This is a genomic window from Aeromicrobium panaciterrae (assembly GCF_031457275.1).
Classification (GTDB): Bacteria; Actinomycetota; Actinomycetes; order Propionibacteriales; family Nocardioidaceae; genus Aeromicrobium; species Aeromicrobium panaciterrae_A.
On the sequence record NZ_JAVDWH010000001.1, the window covers coordinates 1982653 to 2006891 of the forward strand.

The following is a 24239-nucleotide window of genomic DNA, read 5'->3' on the forward strand; positions in this document are numbered from 1 at the left end:
GTTTTGGGGGGAAGAGCTTCAGCCTAGTCGGGCAGTCCCCACACATTTCGGATGACCCGCCTAGAAGTTTGGCGAACCGCTGCAACTCCGCTCTACTGATCACATGACCGAGCACCCGGACCGCGAGAAGAAGACCTTCACGACCGTTGACGAATACATCGATGCGTCACTGATCGGCGTGGAGGAACGGCTCGTCGAGATGCGTCGGATCATCCGCGCCGCAGCACCCGAGACCGAGGAGACGATCAGCTACAACATCCCGGCCTACAAGACCGACGGTGTCGTTGTTGTGCAGTTCGCGGGGTTCACTGAGCACACGTCGTTGACGTTCTTCCCCACCGCTGGAGCCTTCTCGAAGTTCTCGGATGAGCTGGCGGCGTACAAGACCAGCAAGTCGGCCATCCGCTTCCCGCTGGACGAGCCGCTACCGGTCGACCTGATCGACGCGATCGTACGATTCCGCGTCAACGAGGCCGCCGACTACGTAGCGAGCAAAAGGCGCTAACTAAGCCTGCTGGTAGCTGCTCAGGAAGTTGCCCATGCGCTGGATGGCCTCCGACAAGTCGCGCGCCCAGGGCAGCGTGACGATGCGCAGGTGGTCGGGGTCGGGCCAGTTGAAGCCACTCCCCTGCGTCAGCAGGATCTTTTCCTGCAGCAGCAGGTCGAGAACGAGTTGCTGATCGTCCTTGATCGGATAGACCTCGGGGTCGAGCCGCGGGAACACGTACAACGCGCCACGCGGGCTGACGACACTGACACCCGGGATCTTGCGCAGCTCATTGACCGCGGTGTCGCGCTGCTCAAGCAGCCGACCGCCAGGCAGGATCAGTTCCTTGATCGACTGGTAACCGCCGAGCGCGACCTGGATCGCGTTCTGCGCCGGCACGTTGGGGCACAGCCGCATTGAGGCGAGCAGCGTGATGCCCTCGAGGTAGTCGTTGGCTTCCTTGAGCGGGCCCGTGGCGACAAGCCAGCCGGCGCGGTAGCCGCAGACCCGGTATGCCTTCGACAGCCCGTTGAACGTCAGTGTGAGAACGTCCGGGGCGATGCTGGCCATCGGGATGTGGACGGCGTCGTCGTACAGGATCTTGTCGTAGATCTCGTCAGACATCAGAACAAGGTTGTGCTTGCGAGCCAGGTCAGCGATCGCCGTCAGCGTCTCGCGGGTGTAGACCGCACCCGTCGGGTTGTTGGGGTTGATGACGACGATGACCTTGGTGCGATCGGTGATCTTGGACTCGAGGTCGGCGATGTCCGGATTCCAGCCATTGGCCTCGTCGCAGCGGTAGTGCACTGGCACGCCGCCGGCCAGGTTGGTGACCGCAGTCCACAGCGGGTAGTCGGGTACGGGGATCAGCACTTCGTCGCCGTTGTCGAGCAGCGCCTGCAGCGCCATCTGGATCAGCTCGGAGACGCCGTTGCCCAGCCACACGTCGTCGATGTCGATGACGGGGAAGCCCTCTTGGAGTTGGTAGTGGTGCACGACAGCGCGGCGAGCCGACTGGATGCCGCGCGAGTCCGAATAGCCCTGCGCAGTGGGCAGTCCGGCGATGACGTCCTGCAGGATCTCGGCCGGTGCGTCGAAGCCGAAAGGCTGCGGATTGCCGATGTTGAGCTTGAGAATTCGCTCGCCTGCGGCCTCCATGGCGGCCGCTCGTGCGTTGACGGGTCCGCGGATGTCGTACAAGACATCACGCAACTTCTCGGACTGGCGCACGATCTGGGTCATATCCCCATTGTCCACGACCCACCTCGCACTAGATTGCAGGCGTGACGAAACTGATCCTCGCCTTTCACGGCGCAGACCTCGCCCTTGACGACCCAGCCCTCCGGGCACGACTCGCAGAACTCGGGGTGACCCGGTTCCAGCTCAACGTCGACGACGAGCCCGTTGCCGGCGCTCTGCGCTTCGGCCCGGGCGCCCCGATCACCGCACTGGTATCGCTGTGGACCGACGGTGATCCCGAGGCAGCCGTCGCCGTGTTGTCGGACCTGGAGGCTGACGTGCACGCGTGGCGGGTCACCGAGCGCCGCCCGATCGAGCCGCCTGCGGTCGCCGACGGCGAGCGTACGGATGCCCTCGCGAACGTTGCCGTGCTCCGTCGCCCCGAGGGCATGACCATCGAGGAGTACCAGCAGATCTGGTTCGAAGACCACACGCCGATCGCGATCGAGACCCAGAACACCTTCGGCTACATCCAGAACGCGGTCGAAGAGGCGCTCACGCCTGACTCCCCCGAGATCTCAGCGATCGTCGAGGAGTTGTTCCCCATGGCTGCCTTGACCGACATCCACGAGTTCTACGGCAGCGGCGGGGACGACGAGGAGCTCAGCCGTCGAATGACCGTACTGATGACCAGCGTCGCGCGATTCGGCGCCGACCAGGGCCTCGACCTCGTACCGACAAGCCGGTACGTCTGGGAGCTCGTCTAGTCCGAGGCCCGTACGACTTCGAGCGCACGCACGAGGTCGTCCGGGTAGACCGAGTCGAACTCGACGTGCTCACCGGTGCGCGGGTGGATGAAGCCAAGCCGGTACGCGTGCAGCCACTGACGATCGAGACCGACGCGCTTGGCCAGCGTCGGATCGGCGCCGTACATCAGGTCGCCGACGCACGGGTGGTGCAGCGCGGCCATGTGGACGCGGATCTGGTGCGTACGTCCGGTCTCGAGGTTGATTGTCAGCAGGCTGGCGAAACGGTGCGCCTCAAGCGTGTCGTAGTGCGTGACGCTCTCGCGTCCGCCGTCCTTCACGGTGAACTTGAAGTCGTGCTTGGGATGGCGCGCGATCGGAGCATCGATCGTTCCCATGTGCGGGTCGGGGTGACCCTGCACGAGCGCGTGATAGGTCTTGTCGACCGTACGGTCACGGAAGGCCTGCTTGAGCACGGTGTAGGCGTGCTCGGACTTCGCAACCGCCATCAGTCCGCTCGTGCCCACGTCAAGGCGGTGCACGATGCCGCGACGCTCGGGAGCGCCTGACGTCGAAATGCGCACGCCGATGCCGGCGAGGTGATCGAGAACGGTCGGACCGTCCCAGCCGACGCTGGGGTGTGCGGCCACGCCTACGGGTTTGTCGACCACGACGATGTCGTCATCCTGGAACACGATGCGCATGCCCTCGACCTCGGACGGTACGACGACCGCGCGGCGGGGTGCGGGAATCGAGACTTCGAGGATCGATCCAGGATGCACGCGGTCCGACTTGGCCGGGGCATGACCATCGATCAGTACGTGGCCTTCAGCGACGAGCTCGCTCGTACGCGTACGCGACAGCCCGAGCAAACGCGCGAGGGCGCTGTCGATCCGCTCGCCATCGAGGCCTTCCGGCACCGACAACACCTTGTGCTCGAGTTCGACTTCTTCTGTCATTGCTTGGCCTCACGGGTGCCGTCGATTGCGATACCGCGCCAGGTGCGCCAGACGATGACGATTGCGGCGAAGGTCAGGGCGATGTCTGCGACATTGCCGACGAAGAGTCCGTAGTCGATGAAGTCGACGACGTGACCCTTGAACGGAGAAGGCTGGCGGAAGATGCGGTCGGCCAGGTTGCCGAGGGCGCCGGCAAGCAGGAGCCCGAGCCCGATCGCCCAGCCACGGTCACGCAGGCGGGTGGCCATACGTACGACGGCCACGCACACTGCGACCGCGATGAGGCTCAGGACCAGGGTGAAACCGGTACCGGTGCTGAACGCCGCTCCCGCGTTGCGGAAGAACGTCAGCGAAAGGACGTTGGGGATCAGCTCGACGGGTTCGCGGCCCTGCAGCTTCTCGACGGCGAGGTACTTGGTGACCTGGTCGACCGCCAGCGTCAGGGCAGCGACGATCGCAAAGAGTCGTACCGAAGTGTGGGTTGTCGGGCCGCTTTCAGGGCTCAGCGACGTTCCTCGCGCTGCTTGCATGTCATGCACAGTGTGGCACGCGGGAACGCCATCAACCGCATCTTGCCGATCGCCTCACCACACACCTCGCACTGGCCATAGACGCCCTTGTCGAGGCGATCGAGCGCCTTCTCGGTCTGCTGGAGCAGCTCACGCTGGTTGGCAGCGAGTGACATCTCGGCGTCGCGCTCGAGACCCTTGGATCCGACGTCAGCCTGGTCGTTGCCGGCGCCATCAACGCCGTCACGCAGCAGGTCCTGCAGCTCGCGAGCTGACTGGTCGAGCTCGCCCCGCAGACGGGTGAGGTCGCTCTCGAGCTCGGCGCGGACGGCCTTGGCTTCAGCAGCGGTCCATGGCTTCTCGTCGGCGCGTACGGCCAGCTTGGTGTTTGGCATGCAGGAAGGTTAGACCCCACGTCGGCCAATTCCAACTCGCACCGCCGCAGCGTCCGCGCTCGTCACCCGTAGAATTGAGGGTGTGACCTCGCACGCGTCCTATCGCCCCGTTCCCGCCCATGTCGATCTCCCGGCGTTGGAGCGCGAGATCCTCGATCTCTGGGCCGAGCAGGGCACGTTTGCGGCGTCCCTCGACACACCCGCTGACGCTCCTCGATGGACGTTCTACGAGGGTCCTCCGACGGCCAACGGCACGCCCGGAACGCACCACGTCGAGGCGCGAGTGTTCAAGGATGTCTTCCCGCGCTTCAAGACCATGCAGGGCTTCCACGTCGACCGCAAGGCTGGCTGGGACTGCCACGGTCTGCCCGTAGAAATCGCGGTTGAGAAGGAGTTGGGCTTCAACGGCAAGCCCGATATCGAGGCTTTCGGTATCGCCGAGTTCAACGCCAAGTGCCGAGAGGCAGTCGTACGCCACGTCGATCTCTTCGAAGAGATGACCGAGCGCATGGGCTACTGGGTCGACATGGCCAACCCCTACCGGACCATGGAGCCGGCGTACGTCGAGAGCGTCTGGTGGGCGCTGTCGACGATCTTCAAGAAGGGCCTGCTGACCGAGGACTACCGAGTCGCGCCCTACTGCCCACGCTGCGGTACGACGCTGTCCGACCATGAGCTCGCTCAGGGCTATGAGACGATCACCGATCCGTCGGTCTACGTACGTTTCCCGCTGACGTCTGGCCCGTTGGCCGGCAAGGCCTCGATGCTGGTCTGGACCACGACTCCCTGGACCCTCGTCTCCAACACCGCGGTCGCCGTCAACCCTGGCGTCACCTATGTCACCGCTACAGATGGCAACGAGACGCTCGTGGTCGCCGAGCCGCTGCTGGCCAAGGCCCTCGGTGAAGGCTGGACAGCCACTGGCGAATCGTTCTCCGGCACCGAGATGGAGCGCTGGACGTACGAGCGCCCGTTCGACCTGGTCCCGTTCCCGTCGCCCGCTCACTTCGTTGTTCTGGGTGACTACGTCACGACCGAGGACGGCACCGGTCTGGTGCACCAGTCCCCCGCCTTCGGTGCCGACGACATGACGGTTTGCAAGGCGTACGACCTGCCCGTCGTCAACCCGATCACTCCGGACGGCCACTTCGAGGCGGACGTGCCGCTGGTCGGTGGACAATTCTTCAAGACTGCCGACCGAGTGCTCGCCGACGACCTCGCGGCTCGCGGCCTGATGTTCAACGAGCTGGCGTACGAGCACTCCTACCCGCACTGCTGGCGCTGCCACACGCCGCTGATGTACTACGCGCTTCCCGCTTGGTACATCCGTACGACCGAGGTCAAGGATCGGCTGATCGAGGAGAACGCCGACACCAACTGGTTCCCCGAGACCATCAAAAACGGTCGCTACGGCGACTGGCTGACCAACAACGTCGACTGGTCGCTTTCGCGCAGCCGCTATTGGGGAACTCCCCTGCCGATCTGGCGCAATGACGTCGATCCGTCCAAGCTCGTATGCATCGAGTCGCTCGCCGAGCTGTCCACGCTGACCGGCCGCGATCTCGCAGACCTCGACCCGCACCGCCCCTACATCGACGACGTCACGTTCGAGGTCGACGGCGAGGCCGGCACGTACCGACGCGTCCCCGACGTCATCGATGCGTGGTTCGACTCGGGCTCGATGCCATTCGCGCAGTGGGGCTACCCGCACGCGCCGGGCTCGAAGGAAAAGTTCGAGCAGGCTTACCCCGCGCAGTACATCTGCGAAGCCATCGACCAGACACGTGGTTGGTTCTACTCGCTCATGGCGGTCGGCACTCTGGTGTTCGACGAGAGCTCGTACGAGAACGTCGTCTGTCTCGGCCACATCCTGGCCGAGGACGGCAAGAAGATGAGCAAGCATCTGGGCAACATCCTGTTGCCAATGCCACTCATGGACGAGCACGGTGCGGACGCCTTGCGTTGGTTCATGGCGTGCTCCGGCTCGCCGTGGGCGCCGCGACGTATCGGTCCCACCGCGCTGACCGAAGTCGTACGCAAGGTGCTCCTCACCTACTGGAACACCGTCGCCTTCCACGTCCTCTACGCCAGTTCCGAGGGCTGGACGCCGTCGAGCGACGTGCCTCCGGTCGCCGAGCGTGAAGTGCTCGACCAGTGGCTGCTGTCTGAGGTGCACACCCTCACTCGGGACGTCACCGCTGCACTCGAGACGTTCGACACTCAGGCCGCAGGCGCGCGTCTGGCTTCGTTCATCGACGACATGTCCAACTGGTACGTCCGTCGTTCGCGTCGTCGCTTCTGGCGTGGCGACGCTGCCGCGTTTGCGACTCTGCACGAAACGCTCGACGTTCTGACGCGACTCCTCGCACCGCTGACCCCGTTCATCTCCGAGCGTGTCTGGCAGGACGTCATCGTCCCGGTGACACCCGACGCTCCGGTTTCGGTCCACCTGGCCACCTGGCCGGTTGCCGACGAGAGCCTGATCGTCGACGGGCTCAACGCCCGCGTCGACCTGGCCCGACGGGTCACCGAGCTCGGCCGCGCCGCTCGCGCGGAAGCCAAGGTACGTACGCGTCAGCCATTGCGCCGCGCTCTCGTCGCCTCGGCGGCGTGGGAGCAGCTTGGCGAAGACCTTCGCGCTCAGGTGTGCGAAGAGCTCAACGTCGGCTCGCTGGAGTCACTTGCCGAAGCAGCCGGCGATCTCGTCGACCACTCGGCCAAGGGCAACTTCCGCAACCTCGGCAAGCGGTTCGGCAAGGAAACACCCCAGGTCGCGGCCGCAATTGGTGAGGCCGACGCCGCCGCACTGGCAGCCGACCTCGCCGCGACGTCAACCGCCACGGTGAACGTGGCGGGCAAGGACGTACAGGTCGGACCCGACGACGTCATCATCTCCGAGCGTCCGCGCGAAGGATGGTCCGTCGTCAACGACCAGGGCGAGACGGTTGCGCTCGACCTCGAGCTCGACGACGAGCTGCGCAGCGCCGGACTCGCCCGCGAGGCGATTCGCGTCATCCAGGAAGCACGCAAGTCTTCCGGATTCGACATCAGCGACCGCATCACGCTTTCGTGGACTGCCGCGGGCCCGATGGCCGAGGCGATCACCACTCATCAGGCGTTGATCGCCGATGAGGTTCTCGCCACGAACATTGCAGAGTCAGTGGACGCCAAGAAGTTCACCGACGGCGAGCTCGGGCTCAGCTTCGACCTCGCGGTCGTCTAGAGCAAAGAGAACGGCCCGCCTCCCGAAGGAGGCGGGCCGTTCGCATGTCTACTGACGGGGCTCAGAAGCCTTCGTCATCACCCAGCAGCGAGCGAAGGCGACGCGGTGCTGCGTCGACAGGCTCCTGTACCGGGGCAGAGGTGCCGGCTTCGTTGGCCGAGATCTGATCGAGCTGGCTCTGGAAGTAGTTCTTGAGCCGTGCACGGTACTCGCGCTCGTAAGCACGGAGGTGCTCAACTTCGCGCTGCATCTCGTAACGCTCACGCTCGATCGTGGCGACAGCCTGCGAACGACGCTCGTTGGTCTCATCATCGAGCTTCTGCGCGCGGATGCGGGCATCGGTCTCAAGACGATCAGCCTTGCCACGAGCCTCATTGGTGAGGCGCTCAGCCTTGGTGCGGGCCTCACCGACGATGCGGTCTGCCTCGTCCTTGGCGGCCTCCATGAGCTGATCGGCGTTGGAAGACGCGATCTCGAGGAGACGTGCCGCAGCGGACGACGCGTCGCCCATGGAAGGCACCGGAGCTGCGACCGGAGTCGGCGCGACAGCAACAGGCTCCGGGGTCGGCTCGGGTGCTTGCTCCACCGGGGCAGGAGGCGTGTAGAACGTCTCCTGAACGGCCGGAGCAGGCTGTACGGCCGGAGCCGACTGCGAGATCGAGGGGATGAGACCGGTCGGTTCGCCGGTCGATGCGGCAGCTACCTTGGCGCGAAGTTCCTCGTTCTCGACGGTAAGTCGTTCGAGTTCAGCTTCAACTTCATCGAGAAACTGATCAACTTCGCCCATGTCATAGCCTTCGCGAAGACGGACAGGCGTAAATCGCTTGTTACGCACGTCCTCTGGCGTCAACGGCATGAGTTCACCTAAGGGTTCGGGATAGTCCTGGGGACTCGGAAACTCAAGGGTACTCCGTCACAGTTCACTCCTGCCACAAGACTGCTCAGATGCCCCGTGATCCCAATCTCAATTGGGTGTGTCAGAAGACTCTCTCGCCTAAAAGAAGACGGCGGCGACGATGCGCTGCAGGATGAAGATTCCGATCAGCAGGATCATCGGCGAGAGATCGAGCATCACCGATCCGAGCCGGAGCGGCGGGATCACTCCGCGTACGGCCCGCAGAGGCGGATCCGTGACGGAGTAGATGCCCTCACAGAGCACGGCAATGAGACCGCGCGGTCGCCACTGACGAGCGAACATCTGCACCCAGTCGAGCACGAAACGCGCGATCAGGAGCAGAACGCAAACCCAGAGGGCGAAGTAGATGATGCTGCCGACAGCGGCCATGGGACTCAGTCTTGGTTGTAGAAGCCGCCAGCAGCAATGCGCTGCTTGTCCTCGTCCGTCACCGTGATGTTCTCAGGTGACAGCAGGAAGACCTTGGCGGTGACGCGATTGATCGAGCCGTGGGCTGCGAACACGAGTCCAGCGGAGAAGTCGACGAGGCGCTTGGCGTCCTCGTCATCGATCTCGGAGAGGTTCATGATGACGGGCACACCGGAGCGGTAGTGCTCGCCGACCGTGCGCGCGTCGTTGTAGGTGCGCGGTGTCACCGTCTCGATGCGCTGCAGGTCTGAGGAGTTGGAGGGCCGGCGCGCAGGGCGGCGGTGTTCTTCCATGCTCGCTACCGGTGCGGCAGCGGCACGTACGACCGCCGGCTGCCGACTGATCGGGACCGACGGCTCAATGTCGTCGTCAAACTCGTCGTCGAAGTCAGCCTGTTCGACCAGGCCGAGATATTCGCCGACCTTCCGCATTGCGCCAGCCATGAGAACTCCGTCGCTCCGAGTAGATGTGACATTTCTGAGATTACCGGGTGGAAGCACGCTCACCGAGCACTGAACGCCCGAGTCGCAGGTGTGTCGCGCCGGCCTTGATGGCGTGTTGGAAGTCATCGCTCATCCCCGCGGAGATGATCGTCGCTTCAGGATGTTCTTTGCGCAGGTCAGCCGACAGTCGTACGAGGTGCTGGAAGTGCGGCACGGGGTCCTCGCCTAGGGGTGCAACTGTCATGATTCCGGCCAGTTCCAGGTGGTCGGCGTCCGCCACGGCAGCGGCAAGCTCGGCCAGTCCCGCAGGTGCGACTCCCGACCGACCATCGGCCTCACCGAAGTCAATCTGAACGAGGCAGCGGAGCGTACGTCCAGCCGCTTCGGCACCACGCGAGAGCGCGTTGACAAGCTTGACCCGGTCGACGCTGTGCACCGTGTCGGCGTACCGAGCGATCGCGCCGGCCTTGTTGGTCTGCAACCCGCCCAAGAAGTGCCAGCGCAGCGGTGCCGCAACCTGCTCAGCCTTGTCGCCAGCTTCGGGATGCCGGTTCTCCCCCACGTCGAGTACGCCGAGCTCCGCCACGAGTTCGACATCGCTGGCTGGATAGGTCTTGGTGACCACGATGAGAGTGATTTCGGAGCGATCGCGCCCAGCCTCCGTACAGGCGTCAACAATCCGCTGCTCAACGCTGGCGAGGCCCGCTGCAATCTCGTCCCTGCGTGTCATCGGATCACCGCGACGGCACCGAAGCGGCCAGAGTCCTGGCCTTGGCGGCGGTAGGAGTAGAACCGCTCGTCTTCGATCGTGCACACGTGGTCGCCGAGGTCGTTGACCTGTACGCCGAGCTCGCGCAGTTGCGCGATCACACCGGCGCCAACGTCGAGCGCGGGAGTTCCCCATGAGGTTGTCGAACGCGCCTCGGGCACCGCGGCCGCGACGGCATCGGCCATTTCCTGGGGCACTTCGTAACACCGCCCGCATGCGCGCGGTCCGACCCACGCTTCGAGTGATTCCGCACCTCGGTCACGGATGGCGCCGATCGCCGCAAGGACGATGCCTTGCACCAGCCCTTCGCGACCACAGTGGATGACACCCGCCACTGGCTCGTCGAGACCGACGAGCACTACTGGGGTGCAGTCAGCCACGCGTACGAGGACTCCCACCCCGACCTGGTCGGTGAGCAGCGCATCGACCGCCGGGATCTCACCAACGGCGACGGAGTCTGTCCAAGCAACGTCGGCACCGTGCACCTGCGTCATACGGACGAGGCGATCGACTCCGAGATGTTCGCCGAGCAGCTCTAGGTTGCCTTGTACGAGATTGGGGTCGTCACCGTTGGATGTACCGAGGTTGAGCGAAGCCCACGCGCCGTCGCTCAGTCCCCCGTCACGGTCGCTGAAGGCGAATTCGACCCGACCAACCGTCTCGCGGTGAAAGAACACTCGTAATCGTCAGCGCAGGAAGTCGGGTACGTCGAGGTCGTCGCCGTACTCGGTCGGCATCGGATCGGCCGGAACCGTCACATTGCCCGCGCCATCGCGTGGATCGTCGCCGAGGAACGGATCAGGCTCCAGGAAGCTCTCAGCCGTGGCGGGCTTGGGGAGCGTCGCCGCAGGTGTGCGGTCAACCTCCTTGAGCAGCGCCGGCTGCGAAGCGTCGCGAAGCTTGGGCTCGCCACCGTCGAAGCCTGCAGCGATCACAGTCACCCGGACCTCATCGCCCAGTGCGTCGTCGATGACGGCGCCGAAGATGATGTTGGCGTCTGGGTGCACAGCGTCAGCAACCAGGCCAGCTGCTTCGTTGATCTCGAAGAGTCCGAGATCGGATCCACCGGCGATCGAAAGCAGCACGCCTCGCGCACCTTCGATCGAGGCCTCGAGGAGCGGACTCGACACGGCACTCTCGGCCGCGATTGCGGCACGGTGCTCACCGCGAGCCGAACCGATGCCCATGAGAGCGGAGCCAGCGTCAGACATGACCGACTTGACGTCGGCGAAGTCGAGGTTGATCAAGCCGGGAGTTGTGATGAGGTCCGTGATGCCGGAGACGCCCTGGTGGAGCACCTGATCGGCCTGACGGAACGAGTCGAGCAGGCTGACGTTGGGATCACTGATCGACAGCAGTCGGTCATTGGGGATCACGATGAGCGTGTCGACCTCGTCGCGGAGAGCCTGGATACCGACGTCTGCCTGGTTGGAGCGGCTGCGGCCCTCGAACTTGAACGGACGGGTGACGACACCGATGGTGAGAGCGCCGAGCGAGCGGGCGATTCGGGCCACGACTGGCGCACCACCCGTACCTGTTCCACCGCCTTCGCCTGCGGTCACGAAGACCATGTCGGCGCCCTTGATGGCAGCCTCGATCTCTTCGGCGTGGTCCTCTGCTGCGCGCTTGCCGATCTCCGGGTTGGCGCCTGCGCCGAGTCCGCGGGTCGAGTCGCGTCCGACGTCGAGCTTGACGTCGGCGTCACTCATCAACAAGGCCTGGGCATCAGTGTTGATCGCGATGAACTCGACGCCCTTGAGGCCGATCTCGATCATGCGATTGACGGCGTTTACGCCGCCTCCGCCGATGCCTACGACCTTGATCACGGCGAGATAGTTCTGGACCGCCATCGTGTGTCCCTTCCGGGGAGTTTCGAAACTTTAACCCTGAGGTGGAGGTTTATAGTTATGTCAACCTGTCTCTTCCAGAACGGTACGTCCATAGTCGCGACCTAACGTCGCGACACGCCGCTAATAGTCGGCGCAGAACTAGTTGCGGGTCGTCGGCTGATCTGGCGCGCTGATGTCGTACTGCTTGGCGGAGATCCTCAGCAGCGAGTTCAGCACCGTCAGCTTGCGAGCAGCATTGCCCGCGCTCCCCCACGTGACGGTCCGCCCCTTGCTCAGATCGAGGATGATCGAGTCCTTCGTCGACGCACTGATCGACTGCACCTGCCGGCGCAGCTGAGGATCCTTCTCGTTGAGCGACTCAACGACCGAAGCAACCGCGCTGAGCGTCTGCTGGCGCTTGCGCGGGTCGACGACATTCACGCTGATCTCAAGCAACCGCTTTGGTGGCTTGCTCAAGGTTCGGTACGCAATCCCGTAGCGATCGATCGCGCGTAGTTGTCCGCCCAGGCGCGCGTACGCGATCGGGATGCGCTCGGCGACTTCGATGCGGATCGTGTGCGGAAGAGATCGACTCACGGTCACTCCCTGGATGCGCTCCATCGAGGCAACGCGAGCTTCGATCCCGACTGTGTCGATCCGAGCCAACGGCTCCCCGATCGGAACCTCCGCAACCTTGCGGATCTGCGCTTCGCTGAGTGTCGTCTCGCCGTCGACGACGACCTTCGTGGCCGCGAGCAGGCTCGAGAACCAGATGGCCCAGACCAAGGTGCTCACCAGCACGACGCTGCCGATCAGTATCAGCGGTCGACGCCAACGTTGGAGCAAACCGTCACGTCTTCTGGCGTCGAACCGAGGGTCGCTCACGCTTGTGCTTCCAGCGCCTCAATCACGGCCGGGCCAACCGTCGTGATGTCTCCAGCACCCAGCGTCAACAGCATGTCGCCAGGAAGGAGTTCAGGGATCAGGAGCTCTGCCAACCCGGAGACCGGCCCACCGGCCGACGCGACGGGCCCCTCGATGGCGTCGACGATGAGAGCAGACGTGACAGCAGGATCGGGATCCTCGCGAGCGAGGTAGATGTCGGCGACGACGACACGGTCGGCAGCCGAGAGAGCCTCGCCCATCTCGACTCCATACAGGCGCGTACGGCTCACCAGGTGCGGTTGGTAGGCAACGACAAGGCGATCGCCAGCGGCAATGGCTCGAGCGGCGGCAAGGTCAGCGGCAATCTCGGTCGGATGATGCGCGTACGAGTCGTAGACCCGCACTCCCCCTGCTGTGCCGAGCAATTGCATACGACGAGCCGCGCCGGTGTAGTTGGCCAACCCCTTGGCGAGTGGCGCGAAGTCGTGTCCGAGCAGCAGTCCGGCACCGAGCGCGAGCAGAGCATCCTGCGCGTAGTGCGCTCCGGGCACAGCCAAGGTCACGACGCCCAGTTCGGCACCCGAACGCGAGACGGTGAATGTTGATGTCGAGCCCTCGACCGCGAGGTCCGTGGCGTGAAGATCCGCGTCGCCTGCGAAACCGGTTGTCAGGACTGTGAGCCCACGATCGGTCGCGGCCGCGGTGAGAGCGCGAGCCCCAGCGTCGTCCGCGTTGAGCACCAGGAACGAGTCGACTGTTGTCACGAATTCGTCGAATGCTTCCGCGTAGGCCTCGACCGTGCCGTAGTTGTCGAGGTGGTCGGCGTCGACATTGGTGACGATCGCGCCGTCAGGGGCGTAGACGAGGAAGGCGCCATCGCTTTCGTCCGCCTCGGCGATCAACAGATCGCTCGAGCCGAGACGGGCGTTGGCTCCGAGGCTCGCGACCTCAGCGCCGATGGCAAAGGAAGGATCGGCGCCTGCTTCGAGCAGCGCGCAGGTCAGCATCGCAGTCGTGGTGGTCTTGCCGTGGGTGCCGGCGACAGCGACCGTACGCCGACCCTCCATGACCGATCGCAGTCCGGCAGATCTTGGCCAGAGCCGCAGCCCGAGGCGCTGCGCCTCCACGATCTCGGGGTTGTCTTCGCGAACTGCAGTGGAGGCGATGACCGTGTCGACGCCCGCAAGCTGTGACGCGTCATGTCCCACATGGCAGGTGATGCCTTCGGACCTCAGGGCTTTGACCACGTCGGACTCGGCTGCATCGCTGCCACTCACGGTGATGCCCTGCTGCGCCATCAACCGAGCGATCGCCGAAAGTCCAGCTCCGCCAATACCGATGAAGTGAACGTTGCCCAGCTGGTCGGCCGCGGGGATGTTCGCAGGAATGTCGATCTTCACCTGGCGGCCTGTCGGATCATGGCGGCGAGACGCTCATCGGCGTCGCGTGGAACGATCCCCGACGCGGCTTCCGACATCGCTGCGAGACGGCCGGTGTGCGACACGAGAGGTATGACGACGTTGTCGATCCACGCCGGTGTCAGCGCTGCATCATCGATCATCAGCGCGCCGCCGGCTTGAACGACGGGGTGCGCGTTGTGGGCTTGCTCGCCATTGCCGTGCGGCAACGGGACGAAAGCCGCTGGGAGGCCCACTGCCGCAACCTCGGTCACGGTGTTGGCACCCGCTCGGCACACGATCAGATCTGCAGCGGCGTAGGCCAGATCCATGCGATCGATGAAGGTTGTGACGACGTACGGCGGATCACCGTCGCGCAGGTTGAGAGTGACCTCCTCGGGGCGACCGGCAGCGTGCAGCACCTGAACCCCGGAGTCGGCAAGATCGCGAGAGGCAGCTGAAACCGCCTGATTGATGCGGCGTGCGCCTTGGGAGCCGCCGGTCACGAGCAAGGTCGGCCGATCGGCGTCCAGGCCGAAGTGCTTGCGTGCCTCGTCCCGCAGTGCGGCGCGGTCAAGACCGGAGATCTCCCGACGGATCGGCAGGCCGATGTAGGTGGCGTGCGGCAAGTCTGTGTCTGGAAAGCTCGTTGCGACATGGTCGGTAAACCGAGCACCGAGCTTGTTGGCTACACCGGGAACTGCGTTGCCCTCATGAACGACGAGCGGGATGCCGCGACGTCGGGCAATCAGGTACGCCGGCACGGACACGTAGCCACCGAAGCCGACGATGACATCCGGTCGTACGCGGTCGACCACTTCGCCAGTCGCCTTGACCGCCTTGCGTAGCTTGGCCGGCACCAGCACGAGATCTTTGCCGGGCTTGCGAGGCAGCGGCACGGGCGGCACCAGTTCGAGTTGATAGCCCGCTTGCGGGATCAAGGTGACTTCCAGGCCGCGAGGCGTACCGAGGCACACGATCTCGTCACCGCCCTCGCTCAACACAGCGGCCGTGGCCAGGAGGGGCGACGTGTGGCCGGCTGTGCCTCCGCCAGCTAGCAGCACGCGCACTCGACTAACTCCTCTGCAGAACTCGGGACCGTCCGCGGTTGGCGCGGCCAGCCGCGAGGGCTCGTTTGGCCCCCGGTTCGGTCTTTGCACAGTTAATCAGAATGCCCATGGCGAGCAGTGTCACGAGCAGGCTCGACCCGCCATAAGAGATGAGAGGCAATGGGATGCCGATGACCGGCAACAGACCGAGCACCATGCCGATGTTGATGACGGCCTGGACCGAGATCCAAATCGTGATGCCAGCAGCCGTGTAGTGCACGAACGGATCACGCGTACGGGTGGCGATGCGGATGCCGGCGATCGCCAGGAAGACGAACAGGGCGAGTACGACGAGAGTGCCCAGGAGGCCCAGTTCCTCGCCGATCACGGCGAGGATGAAGTCGGTATGCGCCTCGGGCAGCGAGCCCCACTTCTGGCGGCTACCACCAAGGCCCACTCCCCAGAAGCCACCACGAGCGAGCGCCATCATTCCATGGATTGCCTGGAATCCCTTGAAGTCTGGATCCGCCTCGGGGTTGGTGAAGTTGAGCAAACGGCTGACGCGTTCGGGCGAGGTGGCCACCGCAACGACAAGTCCGACGAAAAGCGCGGCAAGCATGAGGCCCATCTGGCGCCCCGGCAAGCCGGCGACCCAGAGCATGCCGATGATCAACGCAAACAGCACGAGAGCCGTACCGAGGTCGTGTTGGCCGACGACGAGCAGCGCAACTGCACCGGCGACCGGGACCATCGGAGTGAGGACCAACCGCGGGTTGCTGAGCTTGGTGCGGCGGCGGGCGTACAGGTCAGCGATCCACAAGATCAGCGCGAGCTTGGCGAATTCAGACGGCTGGAGCCGGAAGCCACCGGCGAGCGGGAGCCAGTTGCGGTTGCCGTTGACCTCAATGCCGACGCCCGGGACGAACGTCGCCATGATCATCAGCACGGAGACGACTAGAAACGGCAGGATCAGTTTACGCAGCGTGCTCAGCGGCACGTGAGCTGCGACGTATGCGCCGACGAGACCAGCTACGGCGAAGATCAACTGGCGCTCGATGATTGCGAACGAGTTGCCGTCGTAGTTGAAGCGCGAATAGATCGAGCTGGCGCTGAGCACCATGATCAGGCCGAGCCCCAACAGGAGTGCCGAAGCACCCAGCACCAATTGGTAGGACCCCAATGGGCGTTCCCAAGGCGATGTGCGCCGGGGTGTTGTCGTGCTCATGCTGGATCCAAATCTGTCGCGGGGGAAGACGCGTCAGGACTTGTTGCGCAGCCTCTCGACAGCAGAAGCGAAAGCATCGCCACGAGCCGAGTAGTTGCGGAACTGGTCCCAGGAGGCGCAACCGGGAGCCAACAACACCGTGTCACCCTCATGGGCGAGCGATGCGGCGACCTCGACGACGCGATCCATGAGATCAGTGTCACCGGTTTCGACCTCGACCACGGGGACATCTGGCGCGTGTCGCCGGAGCGCCTCAGCGATGATTTCGCGGTCAGTACCGATCAAAACGACTGCGCGGAGCTGATCTTTGGCCGCTTCGACGAGCTCGTCGAAGCCAGCACCCTTGGCCAGTCCCCCGGCGATCCATACGTTGTGGTCGAAACTGCGGAGAGACGCCGACGCGGCATGCGGGTTGGTTGCCTTGGAATCGTCGACATACCTGACGCCCTCGACCTCGCCCAGATCAGCGACCCGGTGCGCGTCGGGGACGAACGTTCGCAGCCCGTCACGTACGGCCTTGGGAGCAACTCCGTGGGCGCGAGCCAACGCTGCCGCGGCAAGTGCGTTGGCGACGGTATGAGGCGCTGCGGGTACTCCTGACGGAGACGCGAGGTCGGCGAGCGTACCGAGTTCGACTGCACTGGAAATGCGACCGATCACGAACGCACGGTCAGCGAGGACGTCGTCGACGAGACCGACCATGCCTGGCGCGGGTAGCCCGAGGGTGAACCCGATTGCCCGGCAGCCTTCGACGACTTCGGCTTCCTCCACGAGACGCTCCGTCGTGGGGTCCTCGACGTTGTAGACGCAGGCGAGCTGGGCGTTGTGATAGATCCGCGCCTTGTCAGCGGTGTACGACTCGAGGTCGCCGTGCCAGTCCAGATGATCCGGGGCGACGTTGAGCACGACACTTGCTTCCGCGGAGATCGACGAGCTCCAGTGCAGCTGGTAGCTGGAGAGCTCGACCGCGAGCACGTCGAACGGCTCGGGGTTCATCACAGCCTCAAGGACGGGCGTACCGACATTGCCCACGGCAATCGCGTTGCGACCGTCGGCACGCAGGATCGCGACCAGCATCTGAACGGTCGTCGTCTTGCCGTTCGTGCCGGTCACGGCGAGCCATGGCACCGGGTTCTCGCCACGCAGACGCCAGGCCAGCTCGACCTCACCCCAGACCGGGATCGAACGAGCGGCCGCACCCACGAGAACCGGGTTGGACGGCGGCCATCCTGGCGACGTCACCACAAGGTCGAATCCTTCGGCGGTCAGATCAGTCGAGCCACTGCCAAGACGTACGTCGGCGCCGAGGATCCCGAGCAGCTTGGCCTTCTCCTGCAGCGATTCGTCGTCCGCCTCGTCGACGGCGATCACGGTCGCGCCGAGATGAGTGAGTGTGTCGGCGGCGGCGAAACCGCTCACGCCGAATCCGGTGACCAGAGCGCGTACGCCCTCCCACGACGAATCCCGACCCAAGGAGTCGAGGTCCACAGTCATACTCCGCTGACCCACTCGCCGTAGAAGATGCCGAGACCGGTCGCGACGCACAGACCGCTGATGATCCAGAAACGCACGACGATGGTGATCTCGTCCCAGCCGAGCAGCTCAAAGTGGTGTTGCAGTGGCGCCATTCGGAAGATCCGTTTGCCGCCGGAGAGCTTGAAGTACCCGACCTGCAGGATCACCGACGCAGTGATGGCGACGAAGAGGCCGCCGATGACGACGAGCAGGAGCTCGGTGCGAGTCATCAGCGCGAAACCGGCCATCGCGCCACCGAGCGACAGAGAACCGGTGTCACCCATGAAGATCTTGGCTGGAGAGGCATTCCACCACAGGAAGCCGAAACACGCGCCGGTGAGTGCGGCGGCGACGACCGCGAGATCAAGCGGATCTCGCACCTCGTAGCACTTGAAGCTCTCAACCTTCGAGCAGTTCTGGTTGCTCTGCCAGATGTTGATCACGACGAAAGCGCCGAAAATCATCACGGCAGCACCTGTTGCGAGGCCATCCAGACCGTCAGTGAGGTTCACGCCATTGCTGGCGCCAGCGATCATCAGCAGCACCCAGATGACCAGCAACGCGGTCGGTAGTTCCCATCCTTTGAGGTCACGGGTGAACGAGATGGCGTGCGTAATCGGAGTTCGGCCGCTGTCGTCCTCCCATCCGATCGCAAGAATCGCGAAGATCAGACCGACCACGATCTGGCCGATGAACTTCGCCTTGCTTCGTAGACCAAGATTTCGTTGCTTGAACACCTTGATGAAGTCGTCGATGAAGCCGATCAGGCCAAGTCCACAGAACAGGAAGAGCAGCAGAAGCGCAGACGCACTTGGAGCCCAGCCGGGCTCGAAATCGGTCGAGATGCCTGTGACGAGCTTCGCGATGAGGTAGCCCGTCACCGACGCGATGATGATGACCAGACCGCCCATGGTCGGGGTGCCGCGCTTGGTGTGGTGTGACGTCGGGCCGTCATCACGAATCAGCTGGCCGTAGCCCTTGCGAACGAGAACTCTGATCGCGACCCGCGTGCCGAGCAGTGTCAGCAGCAGGGAGACCGCCCCCGCGATCAGGATTGCTTTCATCCGTCGTGATCCTTTCCGCGGCTTGGTGCCGAGGGACCGTCAGTGGGCCAGCAGAGCAAGTGCGACACGCTCGAGACGGCCGCCCCTCGATGCTTTCACAAGGACGACGTCGTCGGCGCGCAGGCTCGCGGAGAGCACCTCAACCGCTGTGTCGACGTCCTCGACGGTTTCGCCAATTTCGCCTGCGCCCTCGGCTATAGCGGCCGCACCAGCTCCCACAGCGATGACGCGTACGAACCCGAGATCGGCCGCAAGACGACCCATCGCGAGGTGTGCGTCGTGACTGGCGTCGCCGAGCTCGAGCATTTCTCCGAGCACTGCAATCGGCTTGCCCTTGCCCAGGTTGGCAACCGCGCGAAGGGCTGCGGCCATCGATTCGGGATTGGCGTTGTACGCGTCGTTGATGACGACCAGGCCGTCACCTCGTACGTGATGCTCCATGCGCATCGGCGACGCGGCTGTCGCGGTCGAAAGGCGCTCTGCAATCGAGGCGAGGTCGACGCCGGCCGCGATTGCTGCCGCAGCAGCCGCCGCCGCGTTGATCGCGTGGTGCTCGCCGATCTGCGGAACGTGCCCATCCACAGTCGCCCCGTCATACGTGAGGGTGAAGTGCGGCTGGCCCAGTTCATCAAGGCTCACCGGACCGAGCGCCACATCCCCTTCGGCGCCGAACGTGAGAACCCGAGCCGACGTACGCGACGCCATCGCGCTCACCAGCGGATCGTCGGCGTTGAGCACGGCGACACCGGCCGCCTGCAGCGCCTCGACAAGTTCGCCCTTCGCCTGCGCGATGACCTCCGCTGAGCCGAACTCTCCGACATGCGCGCTGCCGACGTTGAGCACCATTCCGATGTCAGGTGTGGCGATCTCGCACAGCTCAGCAATGTGCCCCACTCCCCTGGCGCCCATCTCGACGATCAGGAATCTTGTGTCGGCATCAGCTCGGAGCACGGTGAGCGGAACGCCGAGCTCATTGTTCAGGGAGCCCGGCGGAGCAATCGTCGGGCCGGACGCCTCGACAATGTGTGCGAGTAGGTCTTTGACGCTGGTCTTGCCCTGAGACCCAGTGAGCCCGATGACCGAAGCGCTCGTACGGGATCGGTTGTCGCGGGCCAGCGCAGCCAGCGCCGTCGTGACGTCGGGTACGACAACACACGGGACATCGAGCACTCGAGACGCAAGTACGGCGGTCGCGCCGGATTCGATCGCCGCAGGCGCGAACTCGTGACCGTCGACGTGTTCCCCAGCCAAGGCTGCGAACAACGTTCCAGCCTCGACCGCGCGCGAATCGATCACAACCGACGTGACGACCAGAGTTCCGTCGCCGTGAACCGAACCTCCGGTCACTTCAGCAACGCGGTCGAGGTCGATCGGGATCACTCGGCGCTCTCGATCAGTTCGATCAGCACTTCGCGGTCATCGAACGGGTGGATCTTGCCGCGGATCTCCTGCCCACGCTCGTGGCCCTTGCCCGCGATCACGACGGTGTCGCCAAGGTGAGCCATCGCGACGGCCTGGGCGATTGCCTCGCGACGACCCGCGACTTCGATCGCCAGGCCGGGGCCATTGCCGGCACCAGACATGACATCGGCGCGAATTGCCGCGGCATTCTCCTTGCGCGGGTTGTCATCCGTGACGATCACGACGTCAGCGTGCTTGGCGGCAGCCTCGCCCATCAGCGGGCGCTTGCCGTGGTCACGGTCTCCCCCGGCGCCAATCACGATGATCAGACGACCAGCTGTCACCGGGCGAAGAGCATCAAGAACGGCCGTCACGGCGTCTGGTTTGTGCGCGTAGTCGACGATCGCCGTGAACGGCTGACCTGCATCGATGCGCTCCATACGACCAGGAACTCCGGTGCTGGTGGCAATCCCGGCCGCGAGCTCGGCAGGATCAAATCCCGCCTGTGCGAGCGAAGCGATGACAGCGAGCGCGTTGGAGACGTTGAAGACACCGGGGAGCGGCACGGAGAGCGGCACCTCGACGCCGTTGGGACCCAGGACCTCGAGATCCGTGCCGAGACGGTGCGGTCGGATGTTCACCGCTCGCCAGTCGGCCTGATTGCCATCGGTCGAGAACGTCGTCACCGGCAGAGGCGTGAGCTCGGCAAGTCGTTTGCCGTGAGCGTCGTCGATGTTGATGACGGCGTGCTTCGAGTGCTGCGGCGTGAAGAGTGCCGCCTTGGCGAGGAAGTAGTCCTCGAGATCCTTGTGGAAGTCGAGATGGTCGCGGCCGAGGTTGAGGAACACCGCGACGTCGAAGACGAACCCGTCCACGCGGCCTTGCACCAACGCATGGCTCGAGACCTCCATCGCGCATACCTCGATGGCTTCTTCGCGCATGACGGCAAAGAGTGCCTGCAGCTGGGGTGCTTCTGGCGTGGTCAGCGACGACGGTGCCGGCATCTTGCCGATGCGCGTGCCGATCGTCCCTACGACGGCCGACTTGTGCTCGCCCAAGGCGGCCTCGGCCAGGTACGTCGTCGTGGTCTTGCCCTGGGTGCCCGTGACGCCAATGGTCGTAAAGGACGAGGACGGATCGCCGTAGATGAAGCTACTGAGTTTGGCGATTGCGCCGCGAGCATCGTCGACGATGATCTCGGGCAGTTCTGTCACCAGCGCGGCACCTTCGGGATCGGTGAGTACGCCGACAGCTCCGCGAGCCTTGGCAACGCCGGCGAACGCCGCACCGTGTGACGAGGCGCCCGGCAGTGCGGCGTACAGGTCGCCGGGAACGACATGCTTGGAGTGAAGCGATATGCCGGTGACAGTTCCTTCGGCATTGGTCGTTGAGTCGAGCTCATTCGCAAGCTCAGTCAGCGTCCACTGCGGCACCTCATCCGGGCGCACCCGCATCTCCTCGGTCACACCGTGAGCCTATCGGTGCAACCCTGGAAGCACTCGAGTCTGGCTGTGAGGAGGGCGAAGCCCGACACGTGGCCGCGGCGAAGCCGTGTATGAGGGCGACGAAGGAGCCCTCATACACGCGAGGGACGAGCGCACGCCACCTTTACCAAGTCTGCGGGACCTTGGGGCTCTTGGACCCCGTAGGAGCAACTCCGAAGCGCTCCAGCGCCATCGACATGACGTCGTGGAACACCGGCGCGGCCGTGGAGCCACCGCCCGCGCTGCTGTAGGGGCGATCGAGCACGATGTAGGTCAGGAATCGCGGGTTGTCAGCCGGTGCGAAGCCCATGAACGAGACGACGTTCTGGCCGCGGATGTAGCGGCCCGTCACAGGGTCGACGCGCCACGCCGTACCGGTCTTGCCTGCGACTCGGTATCCCTTGATCGCGGCGGCAGGAGCCGTACCGTCCGGAGCTGTGACAGCTTCCATCATGCGAGTGACGGAGGCGGCAGCCTTCTTAGAGACGACGCGGTGAGCGGCGGGTGTCTCGACGCTCTTGTTCTTGCCGTCCTTGTCCTCGATTCCGCTGACAACCGACGGGTTGCAGATCTTGCCGTCATTGGCGATCGCACCGACAGCACGCATCATCTGCGTCGCGGTCACGGCGATGCCCTGGCCGAACGAGATCGTCGCGTGACTGGCCTTGGTCCAGTTCTTCGGCTCGGCAAGGATGCCGCGAGATTCGCCGGGCAGGCCGACGCCCGAGGTCTCACCGAATCCGAACTTACGGAAATAGTGATGCATCGTCTCGTCGCTCATCTTCTGCGCGGCAACGAGCGTTCCGAGGTTGGACGACTTGGCGATGACTCCAGCGGCCGTCAGGTGGAGCACGCCGTGGTCCCAGTAGTCACCGATCTTGAACTTGTCGATCGTGACGCCCGACGGCACGACGATCGGAGAATCCGCAGCGATCTTGCCCTGGTCAGCCAGTGCCGCCATCGTGATCGTCTTGAGCACCGAGCCGGGCTCGTACACGTTGGAGACGGCACGCGAGACGGTGTTGAAGTCGTTCATGCCCGTGCCGCTGTCAGCGTTGAACGTCGGAGCCTGTGACATCTGGACGATCTGGCAGGTCTTCACATCCATCGTGATCGCGAGACCCCAGTCGGAGCTGGACTCGCGTACGGCATCCGCCAGGCGCTGATCCGCGTACCACTGGAGGTCGCGATCGATCGTGGTCGTCACGTCCCGGCCGGGCACCATCTCGGTGACAGCGCTGTCAGCCATCGGGATGCGCTGACCTGTGGGCGAGACTTCGAACGTGCTCGAACCGTCAGTTCCGGTGAGTACGTCGTTGTACTGCTGCTCAATTCCCGAGACACCCTTGCCGGTCGCGTTCGTGTAGCCGAGGAGGTTTGCGGCGAGCTTGCCTCCCGGGTACGTACGCAGCGATTCCTTCTCGCTGAACACTCCAGTGAAGCCGGCATCACTGATGGCCTTGAGGGTCTTGGCGGCCGTCCAAGCCGGCACATCGCGCTTGAGATAGACGAAGTGCGAGTTGGCGGTACGAAGCTTGTCGATTGTCTCGAAGTAGTCGATCTTGTCGCCGAGCTCCTCAACGAGCAGCCGGGCGATCTGGGGTGCATTTGCCGCGGTCATCGTCGGATCTGCCGTGAGCGTGAGTCCGTCGACACTCGCGGCAAGCGCCACGCCGTTGCGGTCGAGGATCTGGCCACGCGGAGCAGGAACAGTGCTCTTGGCTGTGCCGGCGTCGACGGCCTGCGCGGCGTACGCGCTCGCGTCGAGGCCTTGGATCTGGAACAGGCGAATCGCGAAGACCCCGAAGATGCCGACCACAATTGCCAGACAGAAGCGCAACCTCCGCCGGGATGCCCGTTCGCGTGCGGTCATCGGGCCACCGACCGGATGTTGGAGCCGCTAGTGGCTGGCTCGGGCTTGCCGAGCACCTTGCCGTCGGACAAGCGGAGGAATGCCGGGTTGGTGTTGGGCACCATGCCGAACACGAGTGCGCGCTGCGCGACGCTTGCCGGGCTGAGGAGCGTCTCAACCTCGCGGGTCAGCGACTGCTGCTGAATCTCAAGCGCAGCTGCCTCGCGGTTGAGCTTGGCTGCCTCGAATGACTGCGCCTGCAGGACAGTACTCATGATGATCAGGCCGACGAGTCCGATCGACAGCATCGTCATGACGACGACCACGAACGGCGCCCTACGAGCACGGCTGCGTACGGGGCGAACCAGACGGAGACCACGCTCGACAGCGTCGCTGCGAGGCGTCGAGGTGACTTCTCGACGTGATGGCGCGAACGCTGGCTGCGCACTCATGCCACAACCTCCGTGGCAGAGCAGAAACGGTACGGAGGCCGTGGCATGACTG

General features: G+C 64.4%; 23 protein-coding genes. 3 read left to right on the top strand and 20 right to left on the bottom strand.

The genetic code is table 11. From position 1 onward, the window contains the following. Positions 1-103: 103 nt before the first annotated feature. Positions 104-505, top strand: a complete 402-nt coding sequence (locus tag J2X11_RS10100; RefSeq protein WP_309970237.1) for an iron chaperone — start codon at positions 104-106, stop codon at positions 503-505. On the opposite strand, the gene J2X11_RS10105 is transcribed toward J2X11_RS10100, so the two are convergent. Further along, entirely contained in the window at positions 506-1729 is a 1224-nt protein-coding gene (locus tag J2X11_RS10105) for a pyridoxal phosphate-dependent aminotransferase (protein WP_309970240.1), read from the bottom strand. 41 nt (positions 1730-1770) lie between these two features. Between J2X11_RS10105 and J2X11_RS10110 the strand changes: the two genes are divergently transcribed. Beyond that, positions 1771-2433, top strand: coding sequence for an EthD domain-containing protein (locus J2X11_RS10110; protein WP_309970244.1), 663 nt, complete (start codon positions 1771-1773; stop codon positions 2431-2433). On the opposite strand, the gene J2X11_RS10115 is transcribed toward J2X11_RS10110, so the two are convergent. The 3 genes from J2X11_RS10115 to J2X11_RS10125 are packed head-to-tail and all read right to left on the bottom strand — an operon-like array spanning position 2430 to position 4275. Continuing rightward, complete coding sequence (locus tag J2X11_RS10115; protein WP_309970247.1) at positions 2430-3371, bottom strand: RluA family pseudouridine synthase; 942 nt, start codon at positions 3369-3371, stop codon at positions 2430-2432. The genes J2X11_RS10110 and J2X11_RS10115 overlap by 4 nt on opposite strands. Beyond that, complete coding sequence (gene lspA, locus J2X11_RS10120; RefSeq protein ID WP_309970250.1) at positions 3368-3901, bottom strand: signal peptidase II; 534 nt, start codon at positions 3899-3901, stop codon at positions 3368-3370. Before lspA ends, J2X11_RS10115 begins: the two co-directional genes overlap by 4 nt. Further along, the gene (locus J2X11_RS10125; protein ID WP_309970253.1) at positions 3874-4275 is read right to left on the bottom strand and encodes a TraR/DksA family transcriptional regulator; all 402 of its coding nucleotides are present in this window, start codon (positions 4273-4275) and stop codon (positions 3874-3876) included. Before J2X11_RS10125 ends, lspA begins: the two co-directional genes overlap by 28 nt. Before the next feature lie 82 nt (positions 4276-4357). On the opposite strand from J2X11_RS10125, the gene ileS reads away from it, so the two are divergent. Beyond that, positions 4358-7498, top strand: coding sequence for an isoleucine--tRNA ligase (ileS, locus tag J2X11_RS10130; protein ID WP_309970255.1), 3141 nt, complete (start codon positions 4358-4360; stop codon positions 7496-7498). Positions 7499-7559: 61 nt separating this feature from the next. On the opposite strand, the gene J2X11_RS10135 is transcribed toward ileS, so the two are convergent. The 16 genes from J2X11_RS10135 to ftsL form a co-directional block, all read right to left on the bottom strand. After that, a complete protein-coding gene (locus tag J2X11_RS10135; RefSeq protein ID WP_309970258.1) occupies positions 7560-8354 on the bottom strand; it encodes a DivIVA domain-containing protein in 795 nt (264 codons plus the stop codon). Between the two features lie 138 nt (positions 8355-8492). Then, positions 8493-8783 (bottom strand): YggT family protein, encoded by a 291-nt coding sequence (locus J2X11_RS10140; RefSeq protein ID WP_309970261.1) that lies wholly within the window; start codon positions 8781-8783, stop codon positions 8493-8495. 5 nt (positions 8784-8788) lie between these two features. Further along, positions 8789-9265, bottom strand: coding sequence for a cell division protein SepF (locus tag J2X11_RS10145; RefSeq protein WP_309970264.1), 477 nt, complete (start codon positions 9263-9265; stop codon positions 8789-8791). 40 nt (positions 9266-9305) lie between these two features. Then, positions 9306-9995, bottom strand: coding sequence for a YggS family pyridoxal phosphate-dependent enzyme (locus tag J2X11_RS10150; RefSeq protein ID WP_309970267.1), 690 nt, complete (start codon positions 9993-9995; stop codon positions 9306-9308). Beyond that, positions 9992-10711 (bottom strand): purine nucleoside phosphorylase YfiH/LACC1 family protein, encoded by a 720-nt coding sequence (locus J2X11_RS10155; protein WP_309970270.1) that lies wholly within the window; start codon positions 10709-10711, stop codon positions 9992-9994. The genes J2X11_RS10150 and J2X11_RS10155 overlap by 4 nt, the downstream gene beginning before the upstream one ends. A gap of 9 nt (positions 10712-10720) precedes the next feature. Further along, positions 10721-11884, bottom strand: coding sequence for a cell division protein FtsZ (gene ftsZ / locus J2X11_RS10160; protein ID WP_309970273.1), 1164 nt, complete (start codon positions 11882-11884; stop codon positions 10721-10723). 138 nt (positions 11885-12022) lie between these two features. Then, the gene (locus tag J2X11_RS10165; protein ID WP_309970275.1) at positions 12023-12658 is read right to left on the bottom strand and encodes a cell division protein FtsQ/DivIB; all 636 of its coding nucleotides are present in this window, start codon (positions 12656-12658) and stop codon (positions 12023-12025) included. An 86-nt stretch (positions 12659-12744) separates the two neighbouring features. After that, positions 12745-14148, bottom strand: a complete 1404-nt coding sequence (gene murC, locus J2X11_RS10170) for a UDP-N-acetylmuramate--L-alanine ligase (RefSeq protein WP_309970278.1) — start codon at positions 14146-14148, stop codon at positions 12745-12747. Next, entirely contained in the window at positions 14145-15215 is a 1071-nt protein-coding gene (gene murG, locus J2X11_RS10175) for an undecaprenyldiphospho-muramoylpentapeptide beta-N-acetylglucosaminyltransferase (RefSeq protein WP_309970281.1), read from the bottom strand. The genes murC and murG overlap by 4 nt, the downstream gene beginning before the upstream one ends. Before the next feature lie 4 nt (positions 15216-15219). Next, entirely contained in the window at positions 15220-16419 is a 1200-nt protein-coding gene (gene ftsW / locus J2X11_RS10180) for a putative lipid II flippase FtsW (RefSeq protein WP_309970284.1), read from the bottom strand. Between the two features lie 33 nt (positions 16420-16452). Next, positions 16453-17928, bottom strand: coding sequence for a UDP-N-acetylmuramoyl-L-alanine--D-glutamate ligase (murD, locus tag J2X11_RS10185; RefSeq protein WP_396127856.1), 1476 nt, complete (start codon positions 17926-17928; stop codon positions 16453-16455). Continuing rightward, positions 17910-18998: a phospho-N-acetylmuramoyl-pentapeptide-transferase gene (gene mraY / locus J2X11_RS10190; protein WP_309970290.1), complete on the bottom strand. Its 1089-nt coding sequence runs from the start codon at positions 18996-18998 to the stop codon at positions 17910-17912. Before mraY ends, murD begins: the two co-directional genes overlap by 19 nt. Positions 18999-19037: 39 nt before the next feature. Next, positions 19038-20378 carry a UDP-N-acetylmuramoyl-tripeptide--D-alanyl-D-alanine ligase gene (locus J2X11_RS10195; RefSeq protein WP_309970294.1) on the bottom strand — a complete coding sequence of 447 codons (1341 nt, stop codon included), beginning with the start codon at positions 20376-20378 and terminating at the stop codon, positions 19038-19040. Further along, complete coding sequence (locus J2X11_RS10200) at positions 20375-21865, bottom strand: UDP-N-acetylmuramoyl-L-alanyl-D-glutamate--2,6-diaminopimelate ligase (RefSeq protein WP_309970297.1); 1491 nt, start codon at positions 21863-21865, stop codon at positions 20375-20377. Before J2X11_RS10200 ends, J2X11_RS10195 begins: the two co-directional genes overlap by 4 nt. 142 nt (positions 21866-22007) lie before the next feature. Continuing rightward, positions 22008-23756, bottom strand: a complete 1749-nt coding sequence (locus tag J2X11_RS10205; RefSeq protein WP_309970300.1) for a peptidoglycan D,D-transpeptidase FtsI family protein — start codon at positions 23754-23756, stop codon at positions 22008-22010. After that, positions 23753-24187, bottom strand: coding sequence for a cell division protein FtsL (gene ftsL, locus J2X11_RS10210; protein ID WP_309970303.1), 435 nt, complete (start codon positions 24185-24187; stop codon positions 23753-23755). The genes J2X11_RS10205 and ftsL overlap by 4 nt, the downstream gene beginning before the upstream one ends. Positions 24188-24239: the final 52 nt, after the last annotated feature.

Coding starts and splice junctions, on each gene's coding strand:
- J2X11_RS10125 (WP_309970253.1), bottom strand. CDS start 4,275: ATGCCAAACACCAAGCTGGCCGTACGCGCCGACGAGAAGCCATGGACC.
- J2X11_RS10135 (WP_309970258.1), bottom strand. CDS start 8,354: ATGCCGTTGACGCCAGAGGACGTGCGTAACAAGCGATTTACGCCTGTC.
- J2X11_RS10140 (WP_309970261.1), bottom strand. CDS start 8,783: ATGGCCGCTGTCGGCAGCATCATCTACTTCGCCCTCTGGGTTTGCGTT.
- J2X11_RS10105 (WP_309970240.1), bottom strand. CDS start 1,729: ATGACCCAGATCGTGCGCCAGTCCGAGAAGTTGCGTGATGTCTTGTAC.
- J2X11_RS10205 (WP_309970300.1), bottom strand. CDS start 23,756: ATGACCGCACGCGAACGGGCATCCCGGCGGAGGTTGCGCTTCTGTCTG.
- J2X11_RS10100 (WP_309970237.1), top strand. CDS start 104: ATGACCGAGCACCCGGACCGCGAGAAGAAGACCTTCACGACCGTTGAC.
- J2X11_RS10145 (WP_309970264.1), bottom strand. CDS start 9,265: ATGGCTGGCGCAATGCGGAAGGTCGGCGAATATCTCGGCCTGGTCGAA.
- lspA (WP_309970250.1), bottom strand. CDS start 3,901: ATGCAAGCAGCGCGAGGAACGTCGCTGAGCCCTGAAAGCGGCCCGACA.
- ftsZ (WP_309970273.1), bottom strand. CDS start 11,884: ATGGCGGTCCAGAACTATCTCGCCGTGATCAAGGTCGTAGGCATCGGC.
- ftsW (WP_309970284.1), bottom strand. CDS start 16,419: ATGAGCACGACAACACCCCGGCGCACATCGCCTTGGGAACGCCCATTG.
- J2X11_RS10150 (WP_309970267.1), bottom strand. CDS start 9,995: ATGACACGCAGGGACGAGATTGCAGCGGGCCTCGCCAGCGTTGAGCAG.
- mraY (WP_309970290.1), bottom strand. CDS start 18,998: ATGAAAGCAATCCTGATCGCGGGGGCGGTCTCCCTGCTGCTGACACTG.
- ftsL (WP_309970303.1), bottom strand. CDS start 24,187: ATGAGTGCGCAGCCAGCGTTCGCGCCATCACGTCGAGAAGTCACCTCG.
- J2X11_RS10115 (WP_309970247.1), bottom strand. CDS start 3,371: ATGACAGAAGAAGTCGAACTCGAGCACAAGGTGTTGTCGGTGCCGGAA.